Consider the following 23,328-nt stretch of genomic DNA (forward strand, 5'->3'; position numbering starts at 1 on the left):
GTCCCTCTCGTGCTGTCGCGTGCCCTTGTGTCTCCAACATAGAGCGTTTTGGCTCGCGCGGGGAGGGCCGGAATCGTACGTGGGTCTGCGTTTGCCTCAGTGTTTCAGCAAGTCGTCCAGCGGGCGGCGCGGCGTAGGGTGGGATGTGCCGTCCGGGAGGCCCAGCGCGAACAGCAGTTGCGGCTGGCCCCCACCCAGGGTCTCGGCCAGTTGCGGGCGCCAATCGGCCTGCTGGACGGGCTGATTCAGGTAGCGGGCGCAGAGCCCGTGCCGGGCGGCTTCGAGCAGTACGCGCTGCAGGGCCTGTCCGGCGGTCAGCCACTGCATCGGACCCTCGATCCCGGTGCCCAATGCCAGCAGCAACGGGGCCGCCCGCGCCGCCCTTGCCTCGCCGCGCGCCATCGCGCGGGCGGGCACCAGATGGCGGACGCTCCAGCGGGCCAGGCCGCCGGTCACACGACCGACCGGCAGGCCGTCGCCCCGGGAGGCCGGGCGCATCCACTGCGCCAGTTCGCGGCGCCAGGCGGGATTCTTCCATTGTGCAGCGGTCGCCGCGCGGATCAGGTTGGCGACCTCCTCGCGGCGCTCGTCGCCCGTGATCGGGCGCAGCCAGGCCCCTTCCTGGCGGGCGGCATGCACGAGTGTTTCGACGATGTCCGGGGAGATTTCGCCGGTGAGAAACCGGCCACGCCAGGAGCGGCGTTCACCGATCCATTCTCGCAGTGGTGCCAGGTCCTGCTGGCCTGCTCCCCCATGGTGCCCAGTCAACAGCCGCACGAACGGGCCGTCGCCCGCCTGTTCCGGCCGCACGTTCAGGCCCTGGCCGTCCGCGGCGGCGGCCACGCGCAGGTTCAGCACCGCACAGCCGCAGCTGATGATGCGTTCGCGCCCGGTCGGGTCGTTCACCGGGAGCGAACGCGTCGGGTCGGTCCAGACCTCCACCCCCGCGCGGTCCACACGGAACCGCCAGGGCTGGGTGTTGTGCGAGGAGGGCGCCTGCCCGGCCAGGCGTAGCCACTCGCGGATGACGGGGTCGATCTGCATACCGCCAACATACCGCTACGCCTTCGCGCTGGCGACGGGTTGGTCAGGGCACTAGTCGAGCGCGGGGTAGTCCGTGTAGCCGTGTTCGTCGCCACCATAGAAGGTTGCCTCGTCCCACTCGTTCAGCTCCGCATGGCGGCGGAAGCGTTCCGGCAGGTCCGGGTTGGCGATGAAGGGGCGGCCGAAGCTCACGAGGTCGCAGCGCCCGGCGTCGATGCGCTGACGGGCCTCGTCGGCGGTGTAGGCGCCGTTGCCGATGTAGGTGCGGCTGAAGTGTTCGCGGATCGCGTCGATCACGGGTTCCGGGCGGCCGGATTCGTGGTTGCCCTGGAACGAGTCCTCGACGACCTCGATATAGCTGATGCCGGTGGCGTCCAGCTCGCGGGCAAAGGCGCTGTAGGTAGCCAGCGGGTCGTCGTCATGCATGTCGTTGAAGCTGCCAGTGGGGCTCACGCGGATGCCGACTCGCTCCGGTCCCCATACCCCGATGACCGCGCGCACGACCTCCAGCGGCAGGCGCATGCGGTTCTCGACCGAGCCGCCATAGGCATCGGTTCGCTGGTTGCAGCCGCTGCGCAGGAACTGGTCCAGCAGATAGCCATTGGCCGCGTGGATCTGCACCCCGTCGAAGCCGGCCGCTCGCGCGTTCTGCGCCGCCTTGCGGTACTGCTCCACGATGTCCGGCAACTCGTCGGTCTCCAGCGCGCGGGGTTCGAGCACCTCCACCATGCCGGAGTCCGCACTGACAAACGTGTAGGCACCTTTGGGCTGGATGGCGGAGGGCGCGACGGGCTGGGCGCCATCGGGCTGAAGCTCCGGGCGCGAGATGCGGCCGACATGCCACAGCTGGGCCTGGATGCGGCCCCCGGCGGCGTGCACCGCCGCGGTGACCTTGCCCCAGCCGGCGACCTGCTCGGCCGAGTAGATGCCCGGCGTAAAGGCGTAGCCCTTGCCCTGCGGCGATACCTGGGTCGCTTCGCCGATGATCAGGCCCGCTCCGGCACGCTGGGCGTAGTACTCGGCGTTCAGCTCCCAGGGTGCGTCGCCCGGCTGGGCGGCGCGCGAGCGCGTCAGCGGTGACATCAGTATCCGGTTGGGCAGTTTTAGATCGCCAAGGCGATACGGGCGGAAAAGCGGGTCGCTGGAAGCGGTCATCAGGTTCTCCATCTCGGTTGAGTTCGTTCCGTGCGGGGCGTCGGACCGGAACGGGCCGGCGGACGTTCCGCTGCAGGGCGTCACCGGCATCGGGTGGGCGATGCGCAGAACCCTGGCTGTTACCGATGGTCTGAACGTCGAGCTATCGCGGAGATTCGACATGCCCCTGTTCATGCGCCTGTTCGCTGCCATCCTGCTGGTCTTTCCTCTGGCGCTTGCCAGTGCCGCCGAGCCTGACCGGGCGGCGTTGTTCGAGCACGAGCTGGGTCGATTGCACTCCTCCGAGGTGGTCAATCTGCAGGAGCGCTTTCAGGGGCACCCGCTTCTGATCGTCAACACGGCCAGCCACTGTGGCTACACCGATCAGTTCGGCGGGCTGGAACGGCTGCACCAGGATTACCGGGACCAGGGCCTGAAGGTCGTCGGCTTCCCCTCGCACGACTTCAACCAGGAGGCGGATGACGAGGCGGAGACCGCGCGTGTCTGTTTTCAGAACTTCGGCGTGACCTTCGATATGTTCAAGCCGATCGGCGTACGCGGTGACGGTGCGCACCCGATCTTCCGCGAACTGGCGCGCCAGGCCGACGCCCCGCGCTGGAACTTCTACAAGTACGTGGTGGACCGCGACGGCCGGGTGGTCGCGCACTTCCCCAGCCGGGTCGGCCCCAACTCCACCGACCTGCGCGGCGCGATCGAGAGCATCCTGTAGTACGTCTTTCGCGGATGCCGGCCCCGGCGCTCAGGGCAGCGGGACGAACTCGTGCTCGTCGCCCGGGCCTTGCCGGAAACAGCCGCCTTACCAGTTCTGTCTGGTTTGTCCGATACGCTCCTGGCGCAGCAAGCGTCTACTCGGGAGCGTTCCCGGGGCTGTAAGGCGGGTTCTTCCGCCGCACAGGGGGCGGGCTAGGCCTCGCATGCCTGCTCGTCAGTACGTGCGCTGTTCCCGAGCGAGCCGGGACCTCCGGCGTTCGAACATCCCGGTGGCACCAGTTCTGTGCCTGCGCGGGCGATTACCAGGCGGATTACGGCGCGGCGAGAGTTCGTTACGGTGTCGAGAGTCCAGAGAAACGGATGCGATAGGAGCGATGGCCATGGGGTCGACCAACACGCGGGGGCTGGATGAGCTGGCGATGCGGCTGGAGGCGTTCGTCGAAGAGCGCGACTGGGCGCAGTTCCATTCGCCGAAGAATCTCTCGATGGCGCTGGCGGGTGAGGTCGGCGAGCTGATCGAGCACTTCCAGTGGCTGACCGAGGAGCAGTCGCGTGGCCTGTCCGGTGAGGCGCTGGAGGAGGTCCGGGCCGAGATCGCGGATGTGCAGATTTATCTGTTGATGCTGGCGCGCAAGCTGAACATCGACCTCGTGCAGGCCGCGAGCGACAAGCTGGATACCAACGCGAAAAAATACCCGGTGGACAAGGCGCGAGGCCTCGCCCGCAAGTACACGAACCTGTAGATCGCTCGTTCGGCCCGCCCCGAGGCGTATGCGGCAAGAGTCGTGACCCGGATCAAGATGCCTGGCCTTTGCCGGGCTGATAATGGTTTTGTCCGCGAGCGCCTTGCCGCGGTTACCCGACTGCACGATGAAGGAGACACAGCATGAGTCCCCTGGAAGGAAAAGTGATCGTAATCACCGGTGGTGCCGGTGGTATTGGCGAGAGCACGGCGCGCATGGCGTACGAGCAGGGCGCCAGTGTGGTGATTACCGACCGCGACGCCGGGCCGGTGGAGGCCATCGCCCAGTCCCTGGGCGAGCGTGCGGTAGGCCTGGCCGTGGACGTCACGCGGCGCGAGGACAACGAGCGCATGGTCGCGACGGCACTGGAACGTTTCGGGCGCCTGGATGGCGTGTTCCTGAACGCCGGGATCGAGGGCGAGGTGGGCCCGTTCGACAGCCGTTCCGACGCGGCTTGGGAAAAGGTCTTTGCCGTCAACGTGCATGGCGTACGTCTGGGCGCGGAGGCGGCCCTTCCTGCGCTGCGTCGCGGCAATGGCGGCAGCATCGTGATCACCTCCAGCGTAGCCGGGCTGCGCGGGGCTGCGGGCCTGTCGCCCTATGTGTCCAGCAAGCACGCGGTGGTGGGCATGATGAAGTGCCTGGCCGCCGAGCTGGGATCGGAGAACATCCGCGTGAATACGCTCAACCCCGGCCCGGTCGCGAACCGCATGATGCAGTCCATCGAGGAGCAGGCGAACCCGGGCCACGCCGACGAGGTGCACAAGTCCTTCGAGGCGCGCATCCCGCTGGGCCGCTACGTCAGTAATGAGGAATGCGCCGGGATGGCGGTATTCCTGCTGTCCGACGCCGCCTCCGGCTGCACGGGCAACACCTTTGTTGTCGACGGCGGACTCTGCTCGCAGTAGCCTGCAGGCGCGCGCCACTCGTCGTCGTTCGGCGCGCCAGGTGGTGACGTCATTGCGAGGCCCCGCAGGGGCCGCGGCAATCTGTCGATTGAACCTGCAAGCGGGGCTCCGGGAGCTATGCCGGGGCCCCGCGTAAGCGCCCCACGCAGTGGTTGGCAAAGGCGAAGGCGTCGTTCATCGTCCACTGGGCCTGGGGCGTGTTGGCCATGGCGTCGCACCATGCGGGACTGCCAACCGTCTGCGCGCCACCGGCGAACGTGGCCTCCATCTGCCGTTCCAGCCGCTCGTTGGTCCGGGCGAAGTTCAGCCACGCCATCTCCAGTGCCGGCGTTGCATGCGCTGTCTCGACACGCATGATGTTTTCTTCCAGTCGATCCAGCGACTGCTCCATGCGCCCTTCCAGTTCCAGCATGCGCTGGTGGTTTTCCGGGGCGTCAAACGACGCCTCCATGACCTCCATCTCGTGTTCCTCGATCGACTCCATGAAGACGATCATCTCGCTCGCCAGTTGTTCCAGGCGCGGCGTCAGTTCTTCGGTCAGCCAGGTGGCGTGCTCATTGGCGGCCTCCCGGCTTTCGACCCCGGCCAGTTCCGCACTCATGGTGTCGAACAACTCGATCCAGGACTCCAAAAAGCCGATCGCGCGCTCCATGGCCGGCGCGTCTGGTTCTTCCTGGATGATGGTGTCCGGTTCCGCGGCCTGGGCCGAGTCGTTCGATTGGCCGCAGCCGGAAAACGTGATCAACACGAAAGCCAGCCCCGCGATGGCTGGCGCGGTAAAGCTCGGTAGGGTGTTCATGGCTGCCTCCCTCGGTTCCCCCTAACCGAACACAAATCAATGCAACAGGATGGGAACCGCGGCCGACAGCGAACGGAATGCGAACAGGCGGCGATTACCTAGTTCATAGCAGCAAACGCACCGGTTTGCCGAGGTGCAAGTTCGTCAGCCCAGCAGGCCGCTTTGCTCGAGGCCGTCGAATATGAACTGCATGGCCAGTGCGCAAAGCAGCACGCCGAGGATACGGGTCAGCACATGGGCGCCGGTCACCCCCAGCAGGTGCTGCAGGCGTGATGCCACCAGCAGACAGATCAGGGCCAGTACCATGATCGCCGCCAGCGCGCCCAGCACCACCGCCTGGGCCATCCAGTCATCGCCGGCCCGGCTCATCAGCAGGATTGCCGCCCCCATCGCGCCCGGCCCGGCCAGCATGGGGGTCGCCAGCGGGAACACCGAGATGTCGCCCCGGCTGCGCGCCTCGCTGGTTTCCGCCGGAGTCGCCGACACCCCACCGGAACTGCGCGCGAAGACCATGTCGATCCCGATCAGCAACAACAGGATGCCGCCGGCCGTGTACAGAGCCGGCATGGTGATGCCCAGTACCGACAACACGGCCTCGCCGAACAGCGCGAACAGCATCAGGATGGCGGTCGCCAGCAATGCCGCGCGCCAGGCCACCCGGCGTCGCTGGGCCCGTGTCATGCCCTGGCTCAGCACAGCGAACACGACCGCCACGTCCACGGGGCCTACGGTCACGAAGAAGGTCGCCAGTGCGACCACACCCAGTTCCAGCATTGCTCTCCCCCGATGGCTCGGGTGACCGGATTAGTCGTTGACGTCCCGGCGGGATTCCCGGAATACGAATAGTGTCCGCACTAAGTAGGGGCTGACCAAAGTCAGGATCACCCATCCATTGAACAGCCATCCGGGCGCCCGGTCCACCTGCAGCCAGCTCCCCACTGCAAGGAGCGCAATCGGCGCCAGGATTGCGAGCACCGCATACGACGCGCGCGTACCGAAGCGCGCCCCATTCCCCGAAAAGACGATCGCGATAGCCATCCCCAGGAGAAAAACAGGAAGAAGTAGAGGCCACAACATTCGCGTCTAACCCACCCGGATTCCGCGAATTTCAGCCCCTTCCATCTGCGCAGCTCCTGTTGGATGGCGAATCGCCATATCGTTCGCGGTTACGGCGCCATCGAACCCCGTTGGTTGGCGGTCCCTGTGACATCCTCTGAGCCAATGGCCCGGCCCTGTAATTACCCGTGGACGCATTAGAAGTAGTCGTCCTCGCGCTGGTGCCGAAACGCCAGGAGGGAGACCGTCTCGGCATCGTCGATCTCGAACAGGGCGACATAACCCGAGCGGCCAAACGGAATCAGGAGTTCGCGGATGCGGGGGTGGGAGGCGTCGGGCATGCGGCAGCTCAGCGGAAAGCGCTCGGGTAGCGATACCGCCTCGCCGATGGCGGCCCGAGCATGGGCCGCGGCCGTTGGGTCGCGCTCCGCGAGGAAAGCGACAAGCCGCAGGAGATCTTCGCGCGCCTGCGCTGTAAATCGTACCGAGTAACTCATCCTTGAGACTCCAGCGGTTGGGCTACTACTTGCTTAAGAGACGGTCGAGATCATCGAGTACCGATTGGGCCGGGTAGTACTCGCCCGTTTCCCGGGCGCTGCGTGCGGACTCCAGGCCGCGCGCCAGGAACTCGGCCCGGGCTCGTCGACGGTCAATCTCGTGGCGTACGGCATCCTCGATAAAGGCCGACAGTGTCTCCCCTTCGCCAAGGGCTTGCTCCACCTGATGCCGAAAGCCATCGCTCACCCGCAGGGCTGGCAACGTCGTGTTTTTCATCCTGTGTCTCCGCAACCGCCTTCCCGTATTGTATCGCAAATGCAATACAGAATGCTGGCCTGCATTCGAAGGTGTTATCGCCTGTCAGGGATAACGAGTGGCAAAGGAAGGTCTGGTGCTGAAGTCGTCACTGCGAGACTGCGGCCATCCGCCGAACCGGCCAGCTATCCGGTCGCGCGCATGCCGCCGCCACCTCCGCCGCCCGGCGGGGGCGTCCAGACGTTGCGAAAGGCCTGGTGGGTCTTTGCTGGCAGGTCGCGGGAGAAGCGCAGTTGCACGCCCGTGTCGGTGCGCACGGCGGCGATGCGGCCCCGCTTGAGCCCGAACTGGCGTGCCACGTCCTCGCAGCCACGCAGGAAGCCGGCCGGGGGCTTGCCGCGCCGCACGCGGGCCGTCCCGTCGCGCAGCTCCACCGAGAACACCTGCCGCGCATGCCAGACCATCAGCGCGACAGCCAGGCCCAGCAACAAGAGCATGATCAACAGCGTAAGGAGCATCACCGAATGGGGCGCCAAATGGGACGAGAATCGGCGCCCAGTGTAGCGCACGCCCTACTGCGTCGACCGCATGTCACAGCGGCGAGCTGGGGTCTCCCGATGCGTGCGGGGCGAAGTGCGGACGGTTCCGCATGGCCTGCGAGCCGGGGCCATGCGCGTGTACTACAGTCCAAAGAAAGACACGAACATGCCGTGGCGGAATAAGCTGCGGGGGGAGTGTGGCCAATGGAGCTTCGCGAAGGGCGCCGCAGGGCGATCGGCATGACCGCCGAGGTACAGGCTCGATCCGGTGCCCCAGGGTATCGCGCCCGTGGCCGGGTCCGGGATGTCAGCCTCAGCGGGTTGTACCTGGAGCTGCCGGTTTCCGGTCTCTCCGAGAATTCCAGAGTGCGGCTGATCGTAAGCCCGGAAGAAGCGCCCGACGGCCGGACCCATGTCTGGCATTGCATCGTCATGCGCCTGGACGAGAACGGCGCGGGCGTGATGTTCGAAACCGAAGACCCGTCCAACGTCGACGGCCTCCTGGACCTGATGCGCGAGCGCCTCGGGCTCCCACCCCCGAAGCGCTCATTTCGGGACTGAAATGCCTCGCTAACAACTCATAAACGGTCTTTGAGGGAATGAAGGTTTCGTTCGCTCAGGGGGTTGCCATGGTTCCGGCCCGGTTATCTGTTATTGTGGATCGATCCTGTTATGCCTCGATTGCCCGTCGGCTTGTATGTACCTGCTTCTTACCAGATAGGTTCTGGCAGCCCTCTTCTACTAAATTAATGAAATCGCGTGCATCTGAGAAGTAGTTCTTAAATGCGAAGCGAACCTCTTCTGAGGTGTCGGCTTTAACTAGAACGATATCTGTTCCAGGTAGCTCCTTCTCTAATTCAAAAAGCGCTACCAAAGCCTCGGTGGCGGTTCGGTAGGTTTTAACTTCTAGCTCCCCTGAATCGTGAAAAATCAGGATAGAGTTTCTGTTCTCGCTGACTTCAGTGCTCGCTGTATTGAGGCCTCTCAGCATGTTTAGTAGGTTTAGGTCTGAATCAATTGCCAGAAATTCCTGGATGACCTCGATGTCGGGCATGTCTGGGAATGGCCCTTTTGAGTCCTCATGTGCCCTTGCTAATATTTCTGATGCAAGTGCCATAGCATAACTGTAGCGGCCGTCCCCTTTTTCAAACTTAGGCTGATCCTCGGTGATAAACCCAATCACTTCCACGGCGGTCGCCCAGGCGTGCTGAACCGCCGTGCGGTACTGAATCTCTACTAGGAGTCCTTTTAGGTGTTTCCCGGTCTCCGAATTTACGTCATATGAATAGACATCATGTATCCCGCGATATCCTGTTGTTTTAGGGTTGTCGATGTAGTTGTATCTGTTAGGTTGATTTCTTCTTTTGTGGTGAAATCGGGCTTTATGAAAATGGGCGCGAAACTTGTGGAGGGAGTCAGTGTCTGGAAAAATCAATCGGCATCCGGCGACATCATCCATCCGAGCGAGCTGCATGTCTGGGAAGCGCGCCAATTTGTCAAATATAGTTGATCTCCGTTTGTGGCGTTGAGCAACTGTTATGCGGGACTCGCGGGTTCGTGTTCGCAATATGGCTTGAAAAGTGTTTAGTACCGACCGGTGGGCTGATCGCCATTCTTCAATGATCGAGTAATCCTCAAGGGTTGCGGTCTCAGCTCGCACGGCTCTCCCGGCGCGATTAACACGAGACTTTGATCCACCAGGGAATTCGGTTTTTTCGGATTGATTCAATTTTAATGCGCTCGTGTTGCCGGCCAGAGGGGGGCGAGCCGGAGGTCGTTCACGTGACGTAGTCCGGTCTGCGCTCAGTATGGATGTTAGCGGGTTTGAGATTCTTTGTCGTGTGTCCGGCTCTGGCGGCTTGCGTAGTGCGGTAGCGCACAGTGTTGACGGCTCTTTGATTGGCGCACGATGACGGTAGTTAAGCTTGGCATTGCAAGGTATGGCTTGGCATTGCGTAGGGTAGGGGGCGGGCTCAACTTCGGGGTTGGGCGATTAACTGGCGCGTGACGTAGGGGATGTGGTGGCGTGTGTTGGGCGAGTCCGGCTCTCCGCTTAGTACGGCCGGGGTGACGGGCGATTCGTCGCACAATGGTGGCCCCGATGACAACGTTGGTAGTGGGGAATGAACGGGATGCCGGCGGGCTGGTCGGACTGGGTAACCGTATCTGTGGGTGTTGATGGGGAGTGGGTAAGGGATCTTGGTCGGGGCGCAGATTGGACGTTGCCCCCTGTGCGCAATCCGCAGCGCTCGCCGGCGCGATAACCGCTGGCTATCGCCGGGATGGTCAATCTCAACTGGTACCCATGACGCCTGGGGCCTACCTTCATAGACAGACAGACAGACAGACAGACAGACAGACAGACAGACAGACAGGCAGCACGCCGCTCTTCGGCCGGTTGGAATCCGGAGTGGAATGGCTCGCGGCCCTAAAGAAAGCCATTGCCGTGTAGACGGATGGCGGTTTCCGAAAGACGAACGAACACGCTCAACGCAGCGAACATGGAGAACGACATGGGTGAGCAGCAGAACATGGGCAAGTGCCCGGTCATGCACGGTGGCCAGACCACCGAGGGCCACTCCGTCACGGAGTGGTGGCCGGAGTCGCTAAATCTGGACATCCTGCATCAGCATGACCGCAAGACGAACCCGATGGGCGAGGACTTCGACTATCGGGAAGAGGTGAAGAAGCTCGACTTCGAGGCCCTGAAGAAGGACATGCACGCGCTGCTGACCGAGAGCCAGGCGTGGTGGCCGGCTGACTGGGGTCACTACGGCGGGCTGATGATCCGCATGTCCTGGCATGCGGCGGGTACCTACCGGATCGCCGATGGCCGGGGTGGCGGTGGCACCGGCAACCAGCGCTTCGCGCCGATCAACAGCTGGCCGGACAACGCGAGCCTGGACAAGGCGCGCCGCTTGCTGTGGCCGCTCAAGAAGAAGTACGGCAACAAGATTAGCTGGGCCGACCTGATCATCCTAGCCGGTAATGTGGCCTACGAGAACATGGGTCTGAAGACCTTCGGCTTTTCCTTCGGACGCGAGGACATCTGGCACCCCGAGAAGGACACCTACTGGGGGGCGGAGAAGGAGTGGCTGGCGCCCTCCGACGAGCGCTACGGCGACGTCGAAAAGCCCAACACCATGGAGAACCCGCTGGCGGCCGTGCAGATGGGTCTGATCTACGTGAACCCGGAAGGGGTTAACGGCAAGCCTGATCCGTTGAAGACCGGCGAGCAGGTGCGCGAGACCTTCGCCCGCATGGCGATGAACGACGAGGAGACCGCGGCGCTGACCGCCGGCGGCCACACCGTGGGCAAGTGCCACGGCAACGGCGATGCCGGCGCGCTGGGGCCGGAACCGGAAGGGGCCGATGTCGAGGAGCAGGGCTTCGGCTGGAAGAACCCCAACATGCAGGGCAAGGCCGCGAACGCCATCACCTCCGGCATCGAGGGAGCCTGGACCAAGAACCCGACCCAGTTCGACATGGGCTACTTCGAAGCCCTGCTCGACCACGAGTGGGAGCTCAAGAAGAGCCCGGCCGGCGCCTGGCAGTGGGAGCCGGTGGACATGAAGGAGGAAGACAAGCCGGTCGACGCCACGGATCCGTCCATCCGCCATAACCCGATCATGACCGATGCGGACATGGCGATGAAGATGGACCCCGTCTACCGCAAGTACATGGACGCGTTCCGCAAGGACGCCGAGTACTTCAAGGACTGCTTCGCCCGCGCCTGGTTCAAGCTGATCCACCGCGATATGGGCCCGAAGACCCGTTACATCGGGCCGGACGCGCCGCAGGAAGATCTGATCTGGCAGGACCCGGTGCCGGCCGGCAACACCGACTACTGCGTGGAGGCCGCCAAGCAGAAGATCGCCGCGAGCGGACTGAGCATTGCCGAGATGGTCGCGACCGCCTGGGACAGCGCCCGTACCTTCCGTGGCTCCGATATGCGCGGTGGTGCCAACGGTGCCCGCATCCGCCTGGCGCCGCAGAAGGACTGGGAAGGCAACGAGCCCGAGCGCCTGGCCCGTGTGCTCAAGGTCTACGAGCAGATCTCCGCCGAGACCGGGGCCAGCGTGGCCGACCTGATCGTGCTGGGTGGTAGCGTGGGCATCGAGCAGGCGGCCCGGGCGGCCGGTCACGATGTGCTGGTGCCGTTCATCCCGGGCCGGGGTGACGCCAGCGCCGAGATGACCGACGCCGACTCCTTCGAGCCGCTGGAGCCGCTGGCCGATGGCTTCCGCAACTGGCTGAAGAAGGACTACGTGGTCAAGCCGGAAGAGATGCTGCTCGACCGGGCCCAGTTGATGGGGCTGACCGCGCCGGAGATGACCGTGCTGATCGGCGGTATGCGCGTGCTGGGCACCAACCATGGTGGCAGCCAGCATGGTGTGTTCACCGACCGTGAAGGTCAGCTGACGAACGACTTCTTCGTCAACCTGACCGACATGGCCTACGCCTGGCAGCCCGCGGGCAACGGCGTGTACGAGGTGCGCGATCGCCAGGGCGATCAGGTGAAGTGGACGGCCAGCCGCATCGACCTGGTGTTTGGTTCCAACTCCATCCTGCGTAGCTACGCCGAGGTGTACGCCCAGGATGACAACGAGGAGAAGTTCGTGAAGGACTTCATCCAGGCCTGGACCAAGGTCATGAACGCCGACCGCTTCGACCTGGAGCAGTACCAGCAGTAAGGCCCGAGCCGGGCGGTTCGCCCGGTTCAGATCAAAAGGCGCCCGGGGTTATCCCGGGCGCCTTTTTGTTGCGCAGTGCGAAACCTCTCGGCGTGCCCCCGACAATCGGCGGGAGCGACCCGCTATCCGGTCGCGCGCATGCCGCCGCCATCGCACAACTCGACCGAAAACACCTGCCTTGCGTGCCACAGCATCAGCGCGACGCCAAGGCCCAGCAGGGCGAACACGATCCGCAACGTGAGCAGCATGATGGGTAGCGGCACCGAACGGGCTGGGATTGGCGGCCGAGTGAAGCGTATGCCATCCGGTGCCCCTTGCCTCCCGCTGTCACCACCTTCGGAGTTGATGCGGCACGTGGTCTGCCAACAGAACGGTGGGCGCACTTTTTCCCATTCGCTGGGGGGCTGGCCGAGCCTGGTACCCCGAGGGGAATTTCTGGAGCTAAACGCGCCTTACAGGACCACAAAACTGCCACTGCTCCGTATAAAACCTATTAAATTCAATTTATTAGCGTAGCCTTATCCCGTCTTGAGTCTTGGTGCCCGGAGTGTCCGGAACCGTTAACTCCCTATCCGGATGCATTAGAGTCTGGGACCGCGAAACGACAATCCAGTGCCCGATGGGGCCAAGACGGGAGTTAGATCATGGATCTTCGAGAGGGGCGTCGCAGGGCCGTCCGTGTGGAAGCCGAGGTGGAGACTCTGGCCGGCGACTCTGAGTACAGAGCAAGCGGCCGGGTCCGCGATGTCAGCCTTAGCGGGTTGTATCTGGAACTGACGGATTCGGTTGTCTCGAAAAATACGAGACTGCGGCTGACCGTGAGCCCGGAGGAGTCCGGGGATGACCGGGCCCACGTCTGGCATTGCATCGTGATGCGGCTGGATGAGCACGGCGTGGGAGCGATGTTCGAGCCTGAAGATCCGTTTGCGGTCGATGGCCTGCTGGATCTCATGCGCGAGAGTATTGGCCTCCGCTCGGTCCAGGATGGTCCGCGGCATGACAGCCTCTGTACACCGTAGACACCACGGGATCACACCTGGCCGTTTGTTCTCGGGACCGACCAGGCGCAGGCAGAATCCTATCGGCCAGAGGGCTGGCCTCCTGCAGGTGATTGGGGGTTACAGCCAGCGGCGGCGGCGGAACAGGTAGAGCATGCCGAGGACGATGGCGAGCATGATGCCAAGCAGGACGGGATAGCCGTAATAGGTGTAGAGCTCGGGCATCGACCACGGGCTGTCGGGGTGGTCGAAGTTCATGCCGTAGATGCCGACGATGAACGTGAGCGGGATGAAGATGGTGGCGATGATGGTGAGCACGCGGATCACGTCGTTGGAGCGCTGGTTCACGGCCGAGAGGTAGGCCTCGATCAGACTGGAGGCCATGTCGCGGTAGGACTCCAGCAGGTCCATGATCTGGATAGTGTGATCGTGGACGTCACGCAGCCAGGGCATCATCTCGGGGCCGAACGGGTCCTGGTCGTCGCGCATCAGGCGGGTGATCACGTCGCGCGTGGGCCAGAGCTGGCGGCGCAGCACCAGCAGCTCGCGGCGCACGACATGGATGCGGCTCAGGGTGTCGTGGTTGGGCTGCGAGAGCACGCGTTCTTCCAGGTCTTCGATGCGGTCGCCCAGTTTCTCCATCAGCGGGAAGGCCTGATCCACGACCACGTCCATCAGGGCGTAGGCCAGGTACGGGGCTCCCAGGCGGTTGAAGTTGCGGTTGGTGCCGCGCATGCGCTGGCGGATGGGCTCGAACGGGTCGGTCTCGCCGCTGTGCACGCTGATCACGAACTGCGGGTGCACGAACAGGTTGAACTGCTCCAGGCGCACGCTATCGCCGTCCAGCTGCGGCTGGTTGAGGATGATCACCGCATAATCGCCAAAGTAGTCGAGCTTGGGGCGCTGGCCGCGATGGCGCACGTCCTCCAGCGCCAGCGGGTGGAGCGCGAAGGCCTCGGCCAGTTGTTGCAGCTGGCGTGGGCCGGGTGTGCCCTGGAAGTGCAGCCAGACGAATCCGTCCGCCGGCGCACCTTCATGCATCACGGTTTCCGGGTCCTGGGGGTTCAGTTGTTCGTTGTGGTAGTGCCAGGCGGAAACAACGGCCTCGGAAGGGTGAGGGTGTTCGTGAGCGTGCACCCCGTGGCCCGGGGCCGTGCCGGGTTGCGGGTAGGTCTTCTCGAACAGTCGTGTCATGGGTTCTTCCGGGGCTGTGTTGTCCCGAGTATAGGGCGTTGACGGGCGCAGACGACACGCGGATGCGATGGCGCGGCGACTCTGGCAGGCTGGGGCACTGGGCCAGCGCGATGGCCTGTAACGAGGAGCGCGGAGCCGATGGAACTGAAGACCATGCTGGTGCCGGTGGACGGCTCGGCCAACGCCTGGCGCGCGGTGGAAGTGGCAGCGGATCTGGCCGCCAAGTATCAGACGCGGGTGGTGCTGGTCAGCGTGCTGCTGCAGGGCGAGGTGCCGCCGCATATCCGCAAGCTGTCGGAGCTGCCCGATCCGGACGACCCGCCCCTGGCGGTCGGCGGTGCAGCCATTGGATCCGCGGTGCCGCCCAAGGTGTTGCGAGACATAGCGAAAAAGCTGGTGGAACAGGCGCACGAGTACTTCGCCGAGCTGGGCGTGACGGATATCGGCCATCATATCGAGGACGGCTCGCCCGCGAAGGTGATCCTGCAGCAGGCCGAGTACCACGATGTGGACATGATTGTGATGGGCTCGCGCGGGCTGGGCGGGTTGCAGGGACTGCTGGCCGGCAGTGTGTCGCACAAGGTCCAGCAGCTGGCGCGCTGCATCGTGGTGACGGTGAACTGAGCGCCGCTCGTTAGCGATGTCACGACTGTCCATCGACCTGCACGAGTGCTTTCGTAACGGGCGCAAGATCGATGCGGCGCTCAACGGCGCAATCGAAGAGGCCTGCGGCAAGCGCATCAAGACGGTGGAGATCATCCACGGCAAGGGCAGCGGGCAACTGAAAAAGCGCGTGCTGCGTTTCCTGCAACAGCCGGAGATCAAGCAGCGCTACCACCGGGTGGAGAAGGATTCGAAGAACCACGGCCGCCTGTTCGTGCATTTCAAGCACTGAGCAGGCCGTTTCGCCTTTCCTGTAGGAGGCCAGCCCTCTGGCCGATGGGGCGCCGACAAAAACCCATCGGCCAGAGGGCTGGCCTCCTACGGGGGGTGGGGCGAACGCTGTTGGTGCCCCAGGCTGCGTTCGGCGAGGTGGTAGCCGAGTTCGATCATCTCGCGGGCGCGGTGGAAGTCGAAGATGCCGCAGGCGTTTACGGGCACCTCGATCAGGTGTTCGGGGTTGTAGGCGGCGATGCGAAAGCGCGCGATCGAGCCCTGCATGGCCTCAATGGAGTGGGAGACGACGTCGATCATGCTGAGCGCTCGGGCCTCCTGCGCGCGGCTCATGCCGTCGGTCGTGGAGCCCAGGCCCAGCTTGCCTGGCCAGTCCTGTAGCCAGCCGCCGACCCGGTCCGGCAATACGTCCTGCAGCCGCTGATTCAGGCGGCTGCGTCCCAGCTTTTCGGCCTCGACGTCATTGAAGGCATTGGGGCGGGTGACGCGCGTTAGTTCGTCGCCCATGCGCCCGTTCATGCTGACGGCCACGGTGATGTCGGTGTGGTCGTTCAGGGTCGGCGCGATGGGTACCGGGTTTAGCAGGGCGCCATCCACCAGCAGCCGTCCGCGATGGCGCACCGGGGTGAACACGGTGGGGATGGCGATGGAGGCGCGAATGGCGTTGAACAGTGAGCCGGAGTTCAGCCAGACCTCGCGTTCGCGCTCGATGTCGGTGGCCACCGCGGTAAAGGAGATCGACAGCTCTTCGATGTCGATGTCGCCCAGCATGTCGCGCAGTTTGCCGATCAGGCGGTCGCCCCGGATCAGCCCGGCACCGCGAAACGAGAAGTCCAGCAGCCGCCAGACATCCTGACGGCGAAGGGTCTTTACCCAGTCCTCGTAGATGTCCAGTTTGCCCGCTGCGTAGATGCCGCCGATCAGGGCGCCCATGGAGGCACCCGAGATGGAGCGAATGCGGTAGTCGGAGTGCTCCTCCAGCCAGCGGATGACCCCGATCTGCGCCAGGCCGCGGGCGCCGCCGCTTCCCAGTACGAGCGAAATCGACTGTTCGTGATCGTCCATCGTCGGGTCGCTAGGAAGAGGCGTCGCTCAGCAGGAAGTCGTGCAGGGTTCGGGCGGACTCCGTGGCCGACTCTTCCAGGCGCACCTGCCACACGGCCACTGGGTGTTCCGGCGACCATTCGCTGATCACCACCAGCCCCGAATAGACGTTCGTGCCGCGGACCGTACCGACGGTGACGCGCCCGGTATCGTCGCCGAACAGGCGGACTTCGAACTCCGAACCGGGCGTGGGCAGGGACCAGTACCCGTTCTGCCCCGTCTCGCGGAATTCTTCGTCGGAGGGATGCACCGCCTCGCCAAAGTGGCGGCGCAACAGTGGTACGGCGAGGCGGTGGGGCAGGCCCAGCACGGTCTCGATCCCCGAGCGGCCGCGGTCGATCGCGCGCGCAGCCCCGGTTAGGGGGTCTTCTCGGCCCAGCCAGCGTTTTACAGCATTCAGCATGCCCTCGATGATCCGCGTGACGGCGGGCGGCTGCAACCGGTTGGTGCGGGCCCGGGGCGCGCGTTAGGGTGGCGGGTACGCATTGATCAGGAGATTGGCGATGGGTTTTGCACTGTCCGACCTGCAGCTGTCCAGTTCCGCGTTCGGTCCTGGCCAGCCGATCCCGAAGCGCCATACGGGCGAGGGCGAGGACACCTCGCCAGCGCTCAAGTGGAGCAACCTCCCGCGGGAAACGCGTTCGCTGGCCGTCATTTGCCATGATCCGGATGCCCCGCTGATCAAGTCCGGCACCTACGGCTTTGTGCACTGGGTGCTCTACAACCTGCCGCCGGATACCGACGGCCTGCCCGAGGCGGCGAAGCTGGGCGATGTCGGCGAGAACGACTTTGGCGGCACCGGCTACGGCGGCCCGATGCCACCCGAGGGCCACGGCAAGCACCATTACTTCTTCTGGCTGTTGGCGCTGGACCGCGACCTTCAGCTCCCTGCCGGCCTTACGCTCTGGCAGTTCCTGGAGCGTGCCGAGCCCCACGTGATCGGGATGAACCGCCTGGTCGGCACCTACCAGCGCGACTGATGCCTTGAGCACCTTTCGGGGTTGGGTGGGGGCGTGCTGTGGGAGCGGGCTTGCCCGCGAATGCCCCCTGCCATAGTCCGACGCGGGCAGGCGCTTCGCCGGCCACCCGGCTCCCACGGGGGAAGGCAAGACTTGTGGTGGTCTGCAATGGCGTCATCCCGGAAACCGCGAAGCGGTTATCCGGGATCTCGGGCGCTGGGGCAGGCGGTGACGCTGGAGATCCCGGCTCTTCGCTGCGCTACGGCCGGGATGACACTGTGAGAGGCTGACTCGGGCAGGAGCATTCGCCTGCAAGCAGGCTCTTGCAGGGTTGCAATAAAAAAGGCCCGGACCGAGGAAACTCGGGCCGGGCCTTTTGCGTTCCCGGGCGGGTGCCCGGGGCGGCGTGAGGTCGCTTAGTAGCGGTAGCCGAAGGCCTTTTCGAACTTGTCGGCAAACTCGTCGGCGGTGAAATGGTGGTTCTGGGTGCCGGAGTGGGCGATCTTGATCGAGCCGATCAGCGAGGCGATGCGGCCGGTGGTTTCCCAGTCGTAGCCCTGTTCCAGGCCGAACAGGATGCCGGCGCGGTAGGAGTCGCCACAGCCGGTCGGGTCCTTGATCGCGGCCGGTTCGACCGACGGGATGGTGATCTTCTTGCCGCCGGTGTAGATGTCGGAGCCCTCGCCACCGCGGGTGACGATCATTGCGTCGACCATCTCGGCCATCTGCTCCAGGCTCAGGCCGGTGCGGTCGGAGGTCAGCTGCGCTTCGTAGTCATTGAACGCGGCATAGGTCGCCTGTTCCATGAAGCGCTTCAGGTCGTCGCCGTCGAACATCGGCAGGCCCTGGCCCGGGTCGAACATGAACGGGATGCCGGCCTCGGCGAACTGCTGGGCGTGCTCGATCATGCCGTCACGGCCGTCCGGGGAGACGATGCCGACCTTGATGCCGTCGGCCTCGGTGACCTTCTGCTGGTGCGAGAAGCCCATTGCGCCCGGGTGGAACGCGGTGATCTGGTTGTCGTCCTGGTCCGTGGTGATGAACGCCTGACCGGTGTAGGTGTCGTTCAGCTCCTTGATGTGCTTGCGCGAGATGCTGTGCTTGTCCATCCAGTCGGCATAGGGGGCGAAGTCGCCGCCGACGGTGGCCATGATGGTCGGCTCGCCGCCCAGCAGCTTCATGTTGTAGGCGATGTTGCCGGCGCACCCGCCGAACTCGCGACGCATGTCCGGGACCAGGAAGGACACGTTCAGCATGTGCACCTTGTCCGGCAGGATGTGGTTCTTGAAGCGGTCGGGGAACACCATGATGGTGTCGTACGCGATGGACCCACAGATGAGTGCGGACATGTTGACTCCTTGCGTTGTTGAAACGGGTTGGCATGGCACCGCTTGTGGTGCCAAAACGGCTCTGCGGCGCGCGATTTCGGGATGCTCGGCGCGTCTGCGGCAGGCCGGACGGTGCGCATAGGGTAAATATTTGGGCGCAAAACAACAAATCGGGGGCCCCCGCGACGCCGTTCGTGCCACCGTCATCGCGAGTCGCGAAGCGAGGTGGCGATCTCCGTTCGAAGCCACCTGTTCCTGCGTGCAGACAGCTTTGGCCGATTGCCACGTCGCCTTCGGCTCCTCGCAATGACTTTGCTTTTGCCCCCCGTCATTGCGAGGGGCGCAGCGACGAAGCAACCTCCGAAAGCTGGCGGGGCGTCCACGATTCGCCCTGGGTGACAGCCTCAGGAGATTATTCGCTTCGCTCTCCATGCGGGCCGGCCTGCGGCCATTCAACGCGCTGCGCGCGTTTGTGCCACGGCCCCTGAAGGGGCCTCGCAATAACGGGACAGGAAACAACGTCATCGCGAGGAGCCGAAGGCGACGTGGCGATCTCCGGGCGTAACCCCGACGTTGGCCTGGCCTGGCCTGGCCCGGCCCGGGCGGTGGCGCTGCTTTTGGCGACGCCGTGCCGGAGGCTTTGTGGCAGCATTGGGGTACTGTCGCGAGCGAGGGCCTGTCCGATGAAACCACGTGTCCTGATCCCGATCCTGATCATTCTGCTGTTGCTGCTGAGCCTGTGGTCCATGAGCCTGGATGGCGAGGGCGGCATCCTGCCGAGCGCGCCCGAGCCGGGGGCCTCGGCACCGCAAACCACGCACCTGGTGGCCGCTCCCGCATGAGCGCGTCCCCGGCCCCCGTGGCCACGCGGGAGACGATCTTTCGCGCGGCGGGGGTGACCAAGGTCTACCGCATGGGCGAGGTGACCATCCACGCCCTGCGCGGGGTGGACCTGGAGCTCTACACCGGCGAGCTGGTGGTGATGCTGGGGGCCTCGGGCTCCGGCAAGTCGACGCTCTTGAACATCATGGGCGGGCTGGACACCGCGACCGAGGGCGAGGTGCGCTATCGCGATCAGGACCTGGCGCAGGCCTCCGAACGCACACTGACGGCCTTTCGCCGTGACCATGTCGGCTTCGTGTTCCAGTTCTACAACCTGATCGCCAGCCTGACCGCGCGCGAGAACGTGGCGATCGTCACCGAGATCTCGCGCGACCCCATGCCGCCGGAGGAGGCGTTGGCGCTGGTCGGGCTGGAGGACCGCATGGACCACTTTCCGTCGCAGCTCTCCGGCGGCGAGCAGCAGCGCGTGGCCATTGCCCGCGCGATCGCCAAGCAGCCGGCGGTGCTGCTGTGCGATGAGCCAACGGGCGCGCTGGATTCGAAGACCGGTATCCGTGTGCTGGAGGTGCTGCAGCACATCAACGAGCGCCTGGACACGACGGTGGCGATCATCACCCACAACGCGGTGATCGGCGAGATGGCGGATCGGGTGATCCACCTGAGCGATGGGCGCGTGAGCGAGATCCACGAAAACGCCACGCGCCAGTCGCCGGCCGAGCTGCACTGGTAGCGACCGCGGCCGACCATGCGCGCGCTGAACCGCAAGATCCTGCGTGACCTCGGCCACCTGAAGGGGCAGGCGGCGGCGATCGCGCTGGTGATCGCCAGCGGCGTAATGACCCTGGTGATCGCCGTGACCAGCCTCGACGCCCTGACGATCACCAAGGACCGTTTCTACTCGGAATACCAGTTCGCCGATGTATTCGCGGAGATCACGCGCGCGCCGGAGAGCGCGGTGGAGCGCTTCCGCGATACGCCGGGGATCAACCAGATCGAGACCCGGGTGCAGGCCCCGGTGCGCCTGGAGGTCGCCGGTTTTGACGATCCGATCCGCGGCACGGTGCTCTCCATACCGGACGGCGGCGAGCCACTGCTGAACCGGCTCTATCTGCGCGAGGGGCGGCTGCCGGAGGCCGGGCGCGAGCGGGAGGTGGTCGTCAGCGAGGCCTTCGCGGAGGCCCACGAGCTGCGGGCCGGCGATTCCCTGCGCGCGATCATCGACGGGCGCCTGACCGATCTGCAGATCAGCGGCATCGCGCTGTCGCCGGAGTTTGTCTATCAGATCAGCCCCACCGACCTGCTGCCGGACTACGAACGCTACGGCATCCTGTGGATGAACCGCCGCGCGCTGGCCGCCGCCTACGGCATGGAGGGGGCGTTCAACTCGGTGGCCGTAAGCCTGGAGGCCGGCGCGGACCCGGCCCCCGTGATCGAGGCGATGGACCGGGAACTGGCGCGCTACGGCGGCATGGGGGCCTATGGCCGCGACGACCAGTTCTCGCATCGCTTTCTGTCCGAGGAGCTGACCCAGCTGCGGGCGCAGGCGGCGATCCTGCCGACCATATTCCTGGCCGTCGCGGCGTTTCTGCTGAATGTCGTCGTCGGGCGCATCATCCGCTCCCAGCGCGAACCGATCGCCGTGCTCAAGGCCTTCGGCTACGGCAACGGCGCGATCGCCGGGCACTATGCCCTGCTGACCGGCGGCATCGTGCTGGTGGGCTGCGTCCTGGGGCTCGCGTTCGGGGCCTGGGCCGCACAGGGCCTGGCCGGGATCTACGCCGAATACTTCCGCTTCCCCGAGATGAGCTTTCGCCTGCAGGGCTGGGTGATGGTGCTGGCGGTGGGTGTGGCCATGGGCGCGGCGATGCTCGGCACCTTCCGCGCGGTCTGGCAGGCGGTGCGCATGCAACCGGCCGAGGCCATGCGCCCGCCGGCCCCGGAACGTTTTCATCGCGGCTGGCTGGAGCGCTCGGCGGCCTGGGGCGCGTTCGACCAGCCGACCCGGATCATCCTGCGCAACCTCGCGCGCCACCGGCTCAAGTCCGTGCTGTCGGTGATCGGCATTGGCCTGTCCGGGGGGCTGCTGCTGATGGGCGCCTACCAGCTGAACGCGGTGACCCAGATGCTGGACACCCAGTACGGGCAGGTGCTGCAGATGGACATCGACCTGCAGTTCACCGATCCCGTGCCGGCGCGCGCGGCCGGCGAGCTGCGTCACGAGCCGGGCGTGCTGGCGGTGGAGACCTTCCGCGCGGTACCGGTGCGGCTGGTCGGCGTGAACCGCGAGGAGCGCGTGCGCCTGCTGGGGCTGGACGCCGAACCGCGCCTGCGGCAACTGCCGATGGGCGGCGGGCGCGGCCGACTGCCCGACGAGGGCATCCTGCTGACCGACTACCTGGCCGAACAGCTCGGGCTGCGCGTGGGCGACCCGGTGGAGGTAGAGATCCTGGAAGGCCGTCGCCGCACGGTCACGGTGCCGCTGGCCGGTGTGGTAGAGGAACCCATCGGTGTCGGCGCCTATATGTACCGCCCGGCGTTGAACCGCCTGATCGGCGAGGGCCCGGCGGTCTCCGGTGCCTGGTTGCTGACCGACCGCGCACAGGAGGATGCGCTGTTCCGCAGCCTGTCCGACCGCCCGCGGGTCGCCAGCGTTGGTCTGATCGCGGAGGCCGAGCGCAACATCCGCCAGTACATCGGCGAGACCATCATCGTGTTCGCGATGGTGTTCGTCGCGCTGGCCGTGTCCATTGCCTTTGCCGTGACCTACAACAACGCACGCATCACCTATGCCGAGCGCGCCCGCGACCTGGCCACGCTGGAGGTGCTCGGCTATTCGCGCGGCCAGGTCAGCTGGATCCTGCTCGGCGAGATCGCAGTGCTGACCCTCGCGGCGATCCCCGTCGCCTGGCTGACCGGCACGGGCTTCGCCTGGCTGCTGAACCAGGCCTTTGCGATGGACCTGTTCCGCGTGCCGCTGGTGATCACGCCGCAGGCCTACGGCTTCGCCGCACTCGGCATCCTGGTCGCGGCCAGTCTGACCGCCTTTCTCGCCTGGAGGCGTCTGCAGCAGCTCGACCGTGTGCAGGCCCTGAAGGCGGCGGAGTAGCGGTCGTTGTTGCCCGCCTTTTTTGGCTGGATCTGGTTCGGCATCTGGTGTTTACGGTGGCCTTGGTCCACCGCCTGCCAAGCGCTGTCTCGGCAGCGCACCCCGAGGTACTTCTTTGCTCGTGCAAAGAAGTACCCAAGAAACACGCCCGACTGCCGCGAGCCCGGCCCGCTGTGCGGGCCGGGGTTTCCCTCGCTCCGAGGGTTTGTAGTGGTCAAGTGATTTCGGACACCTCGATCGGTGTTTCGGCTGTCCATTTTCGCTCGTAGGCGTTGGGCGACAGGTAGCCCAGGGTCGAGTGCCTTCGGCGCTCGTTGTAGAAGCCGACGATGTAGTCGGTGATGTCCCGGGTGGCCTCGCCGTGATTGGCATAGTCCCGTCGCCAGACGCGCTCCATCTTCAGGTTTAGGAAGAAGCGTTCGGCCACCGCATTGTCCCAGCAGTTACCCCGCCGGCTCATGCTGGCCCGGGCGCCGTGCTGCACCAGCAGACGCCGCCAG

General features: G+C 65.1%; 26 protein-coding genes. 12 read left to right on the plus strand and 14 right to left on the minus strand.

All coding sequences use genetic code 11. From position 1 onward, the window contains the following. Positions 1 to 96: 96 nt before the first annotated feature. Positions 97 to 1,044, minus strand: a complete 948-nt coding sequence (locus F466_RS0112700; RefSeq protein WP_018994279.1) for a nitroreductase family protein — start codon at positions 1,042 to 1,044, stop codon at positions 97 to 99. A 51-nt stretch (positions 1,045 to 1,095) separates the two neighbouring features. After that, the gene (locus tag F466_RS0112705) at positions 1,096 to 2,199 is read right to left on the minus strand and encodes an alkene reductase (RefSeq protein WP_038082850.1); all 1,104 of its coding nucleotides are present in this window, start codon (positions 2,197 to 2,199) and stop codon (positions 1,096 to 1,098) included. Between the two features lie 160 nt (positions 2,200 to 2,359). Here F466_RS0112705 and F466_RS0112710 point away from each other — a divergent pair, with 160 nt between their 5' ends. The 3 genes from F466_RS0112710 to F466_RS0112720 all read left to right on the plus strand — a co-directional run bounded on the left by F466_RS0112710 (position 2,360) and on the right by F466_RS0112720 (position 4,561). Beyond that, the gene (locus F466_RS0112710; protein WP_018138033.1) at positions 2,360 to 2,908 is read left to right on the plus strand and encodes a glutathione peroxidase; all 549 of its coding nucleotides are present in this window, start codon (positions 2,360 to 2,362) and stop codon (positions 2,906 to 2,908) included. A 382-nt stretch (positions 2,909 to 3,290) separates the two neighbouring features. Then, positions 3,291 to 3,653, plus strand: coding sequence for a nucleotide pyrophosphohydrolase (locus F466_RS0112715; protein WP_018994281.1), 363 nt, complete (start codon positions 3,291 to 3,293; stop codon positions 3,651 to 3,653). A 143-nt stretch (positions 3,654 to 3,796) separates the two neighbouring features. Then, on the plus strand, positions 3,797 to 4,561 hold the full coding sequence (locus F466_RS0112720; RefSeq protein WP_018138035.1) for an SDR family NAD(P)-dependent oxidoreductase: 765 nt from the start codon (positions 3,797 to 3,799) through the stop codon (positions 4,559 to 4,561). Between the two features lie 115 nt (positions 4,562 to 4,676). Here F466_RS0112720 and F466_RS0112725 read toward each other — a convergent pair whose 3' ends face one another. From F466_RS0112725 to F466_RS0112750, 5 genes are all read right to left on the minus strand, one after another. Further along, positions 4,677 to 5,360 carry a DUF3012 domain-containing protein gene (locus F466_RS0112725; protein ID WP_018994282.1) on the minus strand — a complete coding sequence of 228 codons (684 nt, stop codon included), beginning with the start codon at positions 5,358 to 5,360 and terminating at the stop codon, positions 4,677 to 4,679. Between the two features lie 144 nt (positions 5,361 to 5,504). Beyond that, positions 5,505 to 6,134, minus strand: coding sequence for a MarC family protein (locus F466_RS0112730; RefSeq protein ID WP_018138037.1), 630 nt, complete (start codon positions 6,132 to 6,134; stop codon positions 5,505 to 5,507). Between the two features lie 479 nt (positions 6,135 to 6,613). Next, the gene (locus F466_RS0112740) at positions 6,614 to 6,913 is read right to left on the minus strand and encodes a type II toxin-antitoxin system RelE/ParE family toxin (protein WP_018994283.1); all 300 of its coding nucleotides are present in this window, start codon (positions 6,911 to 6,913) and stop codon (positions 6,614 to 6,616) included. A gap of 25 nt (positions 6,914 to 6,938) precedes the next feature. Then, a complete protein-coding gene (locus F466_RS0112745; protein ID WP_018994284.1) occupies positions 6,939 to 7,190 on the minus strand; it encodes a YlcI/YnfO family protein in 252 nt (83 codons plus the stop codon). Between the two features lie 164 nt (positions 7,191 to 7,354). Then, entirely contained in the window at positions 7,355 to 7,687 is a 333-nt protein-coding gene (locus F466_RS0112750; protein WP_018994285.1) for a DUF3634 family protein, read from the minus strand. 225 nt (positions 7,688 to 7,912) lie between these two features. Here F466_RS0112750 and F466_RS0112755 point away from each other — a divergent pair, with 225 nt between their 5' ends. Next, positions 7,913 to 8,269: a PilZ domain-containing protein gene (locus F466_RS0112755; RefSeq protein ID WP_018994286.1), complete on the plus strand. Its 357-nt coding sequence runs from the start codon at positions 7,913 to 7,915 to the stop codon at positions 8,267 to 8,269. Positions 8,270 to 8,378: 109 nt separating this feature from the next. Here F466_RS0112755 and F466_RS0112760 read toward each other — a convergent pair whose 3' ends face one another. After that, entirely contained in the window at positions 8,379 to 9,368 is a 990-nt protein-coding gene (locus tag F466_RS0112760) for a RelA/SpoT domain-containing protein (protein WP_255349445.1), read from the minus strand. A gap of 841 nt (positions 9,369 to 10,209) precedes the next feature. On the opposite strand from F466_RS0112760, the gene katG reads away from it, so the two are divergent. Beyond that, positions 10,210 to 12,402, plus strand: a complete 2,193-nt coding sequence (gene katG / locus F466_RS0112765; RefSeq protein ID WP_018138044.1) for a catalase/peroxidase HPI — start codon at positions 10,210 to 10,212, stop codon at positions 12,400 to 12,402. 122 nt (positions 12,403 to 12,524) lie between these two features. On the opposite strand, the gene F466_RS13835 is transcribed toward katG, so the two are convergent. Beyond that, positions 12,525 to 12,650 (minus strand): hypothetical protein, encoded by a 126-nt coding sequence (locus tag F466_RS13835; protein ID WP_018138045.1) that lies wholly within the window; start codon positions 12,648 to 12,650, stop codon positions 12,525 to 12,527. A 396-nt stretch (positions 12,651 to 13,046) separates the two neighbouring features. Between F466_RS13835 and F466_RS0112775 the strand changes: the two genes are divergently transcribed. Then, on the plus strand, positions 13,047 to 13,421 hold the full coding sequence (locus tag F466_RS0112775) for a PilZ domain-containing protein (protein WP_018138046.1): 375 nt from the start codon (positions 13,047 to 13,049) through the stop codon (positions 13,419 to 13,421). A 99-nt stretch (positions 13,422 to 13,520) separates the two neighbouring features. Here F466_RS0112775 and corA read toward each other — a convergent pair whose 3' ends face one another. Then, the gene (gene corA / locus F466_RS0112780) at positions 13,521 to 14,594 is read right to left on the minus strand and encodes a magnesium/cobalt transporter CorA (RefSeq protein ID WP_018994288.1); all 1,074 of its coding nucleotides are present in this window, start codon (positions 14,592 to 14,594) and stop codon (positions 13,521 to 13,523) included. A 138-nt stretch (positions 14,595 to 14,732) separates the two neighbouring features. Here corA and F466_RS0112785 point away from each other — a divergent pair, with 138 nt between their 5' ends. Both F466_RS0112785 and F466_RS0112790 read left to right on the plus strand, forming a co-directional pair. Then, the gene (locus F466_RS0112785) at positions 14,733 to 15,218 is read left to right on the plus strand and encodes a universal stress protein (RefSeq protein ID WP_018138048.1); all 486 of its coding nucleotides are present in this window, start codon (positions 14,733 to 14,735) and stop codon (positions 15,216 to 15,218) included. Between the two features lie 16 nt (positions 15,219 to 15,234). Further along, positions 15,235 to 15,489, plus strand: coding sequence for a Smr/MutS family protein (locus tag F466_RS0112790; protein ID WP_018994289.1), 255 nt, complete (start codon positions 15,235 to 15,237; stop codon positions 15,487 to 15,489). Between the two features lie 86 nt (positions 15,490 to 15,575). Here F466_RS0112790 and F466_RS0112795 read toward each other — a convergent pair whose 3' ends face one another. Beyond that, positions 15,576 to 16,553, minus strand: coding sequence for a patatin-like phospholipase family protein (locus tag F466_RS0112795; protein ID WP_018994290.1), 978 nt, complete (start codon positions 16,551 to 16,553; stop codon positions 15,576 to 15,578). A gap of 10 nt (positions 16,554 to 16,563) precedes the next feature. Then, positions 16,564 to 16,995, minus strand: a complete 432-nt coding sequence (locus tag F466_RS0112800) for a hypothetical protein (protein ID WP_018862951.1) — start codon at positions 16,993 to 16,995, stop codon at positions 16,564 to 16,566. A 100-nt stretch (positions 16,996 to 17,095) separates the two neighbouring features. On the opposite strand from F466_RS0112800, the gene F466_RS0112805 reads away from it, so the two are divergent. After that, entirely contained in the window at positions 17,096 to 17,572 is a 477-nt protein-coding gene (locus F466_RS0112805) for a YbhB/YbcL family Raf kinase inhibitor-like protein (RefSeq protein ID WP_018994291.1), read from the plus strand. A gap of 395 nt (positions 17,573 to 17,967) precedes the next feature. On the opposite strand, the gene F466_RS0112810 is transcribed toward F466_RS0112805, so the two are convergent. Next, the gene (locus tag F466_RS0112810; protein WP_018994292.1) at positions 17,968 to 18,900 is read right to left on the minus strand and encodes a carbohydrate kinase family protein; all 933 of its coding nucleotides are present in this window, start codon (positions 18,898 to 18,900) and stop codon (positions 17,968 to 17,970) included. A gap of 662 nt (positions 18,901 to 19,562) precedes the next feature. On the opposite strand from F466_RS0112810, the gene F466_RS13755 reads away from it, so the two are divergent. From F466_RS13755 to F466_RS0112825, 3 genes are read left to right on the plus strand one after another with little or no spacing between them, the layout of a single operon-like run. After that, a complete protein-coding gene (locus F466_RS13755; RefSeq protein WP_018138054.1) occupies positions 19,563 to 19,721 on the plus strand; it encodes a hypothetical protein in 159 nt (52 codons plus the stop codon). Then, positions 19,718 to 20,452: an ABC transporter ATP-binding protein gene (locus tag F466_RS0112820; RefSeq protein WP_018864806.1), complete on the plus strand. Its 735-nt coding sequence runs from the start codon at positions 19,718 to 19,720 to the stop codon at positions 20,450 to 20,452. Before F466_RS13755 ends, F466_RS0112820 begins: the two co-directional genes overlap by 4 nt. Positions 20,453 to 20,467: 15 nt before the next feature. Beyond that, a complete protein-coding gene (locus tag F466_RS0112825; RefSeq protein WP_018994293.1) occupies positions 20,468 to 22,828 on the plus strand; it encodes an ABC transporter permease in 2,361 nt (786 codons plus the stop codon). A 214-nt stretch (positions 22,829 to 23,042) separates the two neighbouring features. On the opposite strand, the gene F466_RS0112830 is transcribed toward F466_RS0112825, so the two are convergent. Beyond that, on the minus strand, positions 23,043 to 23,328 hold a 286-nt coding region (locus F466_RS0112830), incomplete at its 5' end, for an integrase core domain-containing protein (RefSeq protein WP_018994257.1).

Origin of the sequence: Thioalkalivibrio sp. ALgr1 (genome assembly GCF_000378285.1) — a bacterium.
Lineage (GTDB): Bacteria > Pseudomonadota > Gammaproteobacteria > Ectothiorhodospirales > Ectothiorhodospiraceae > Thioalkalivibrio.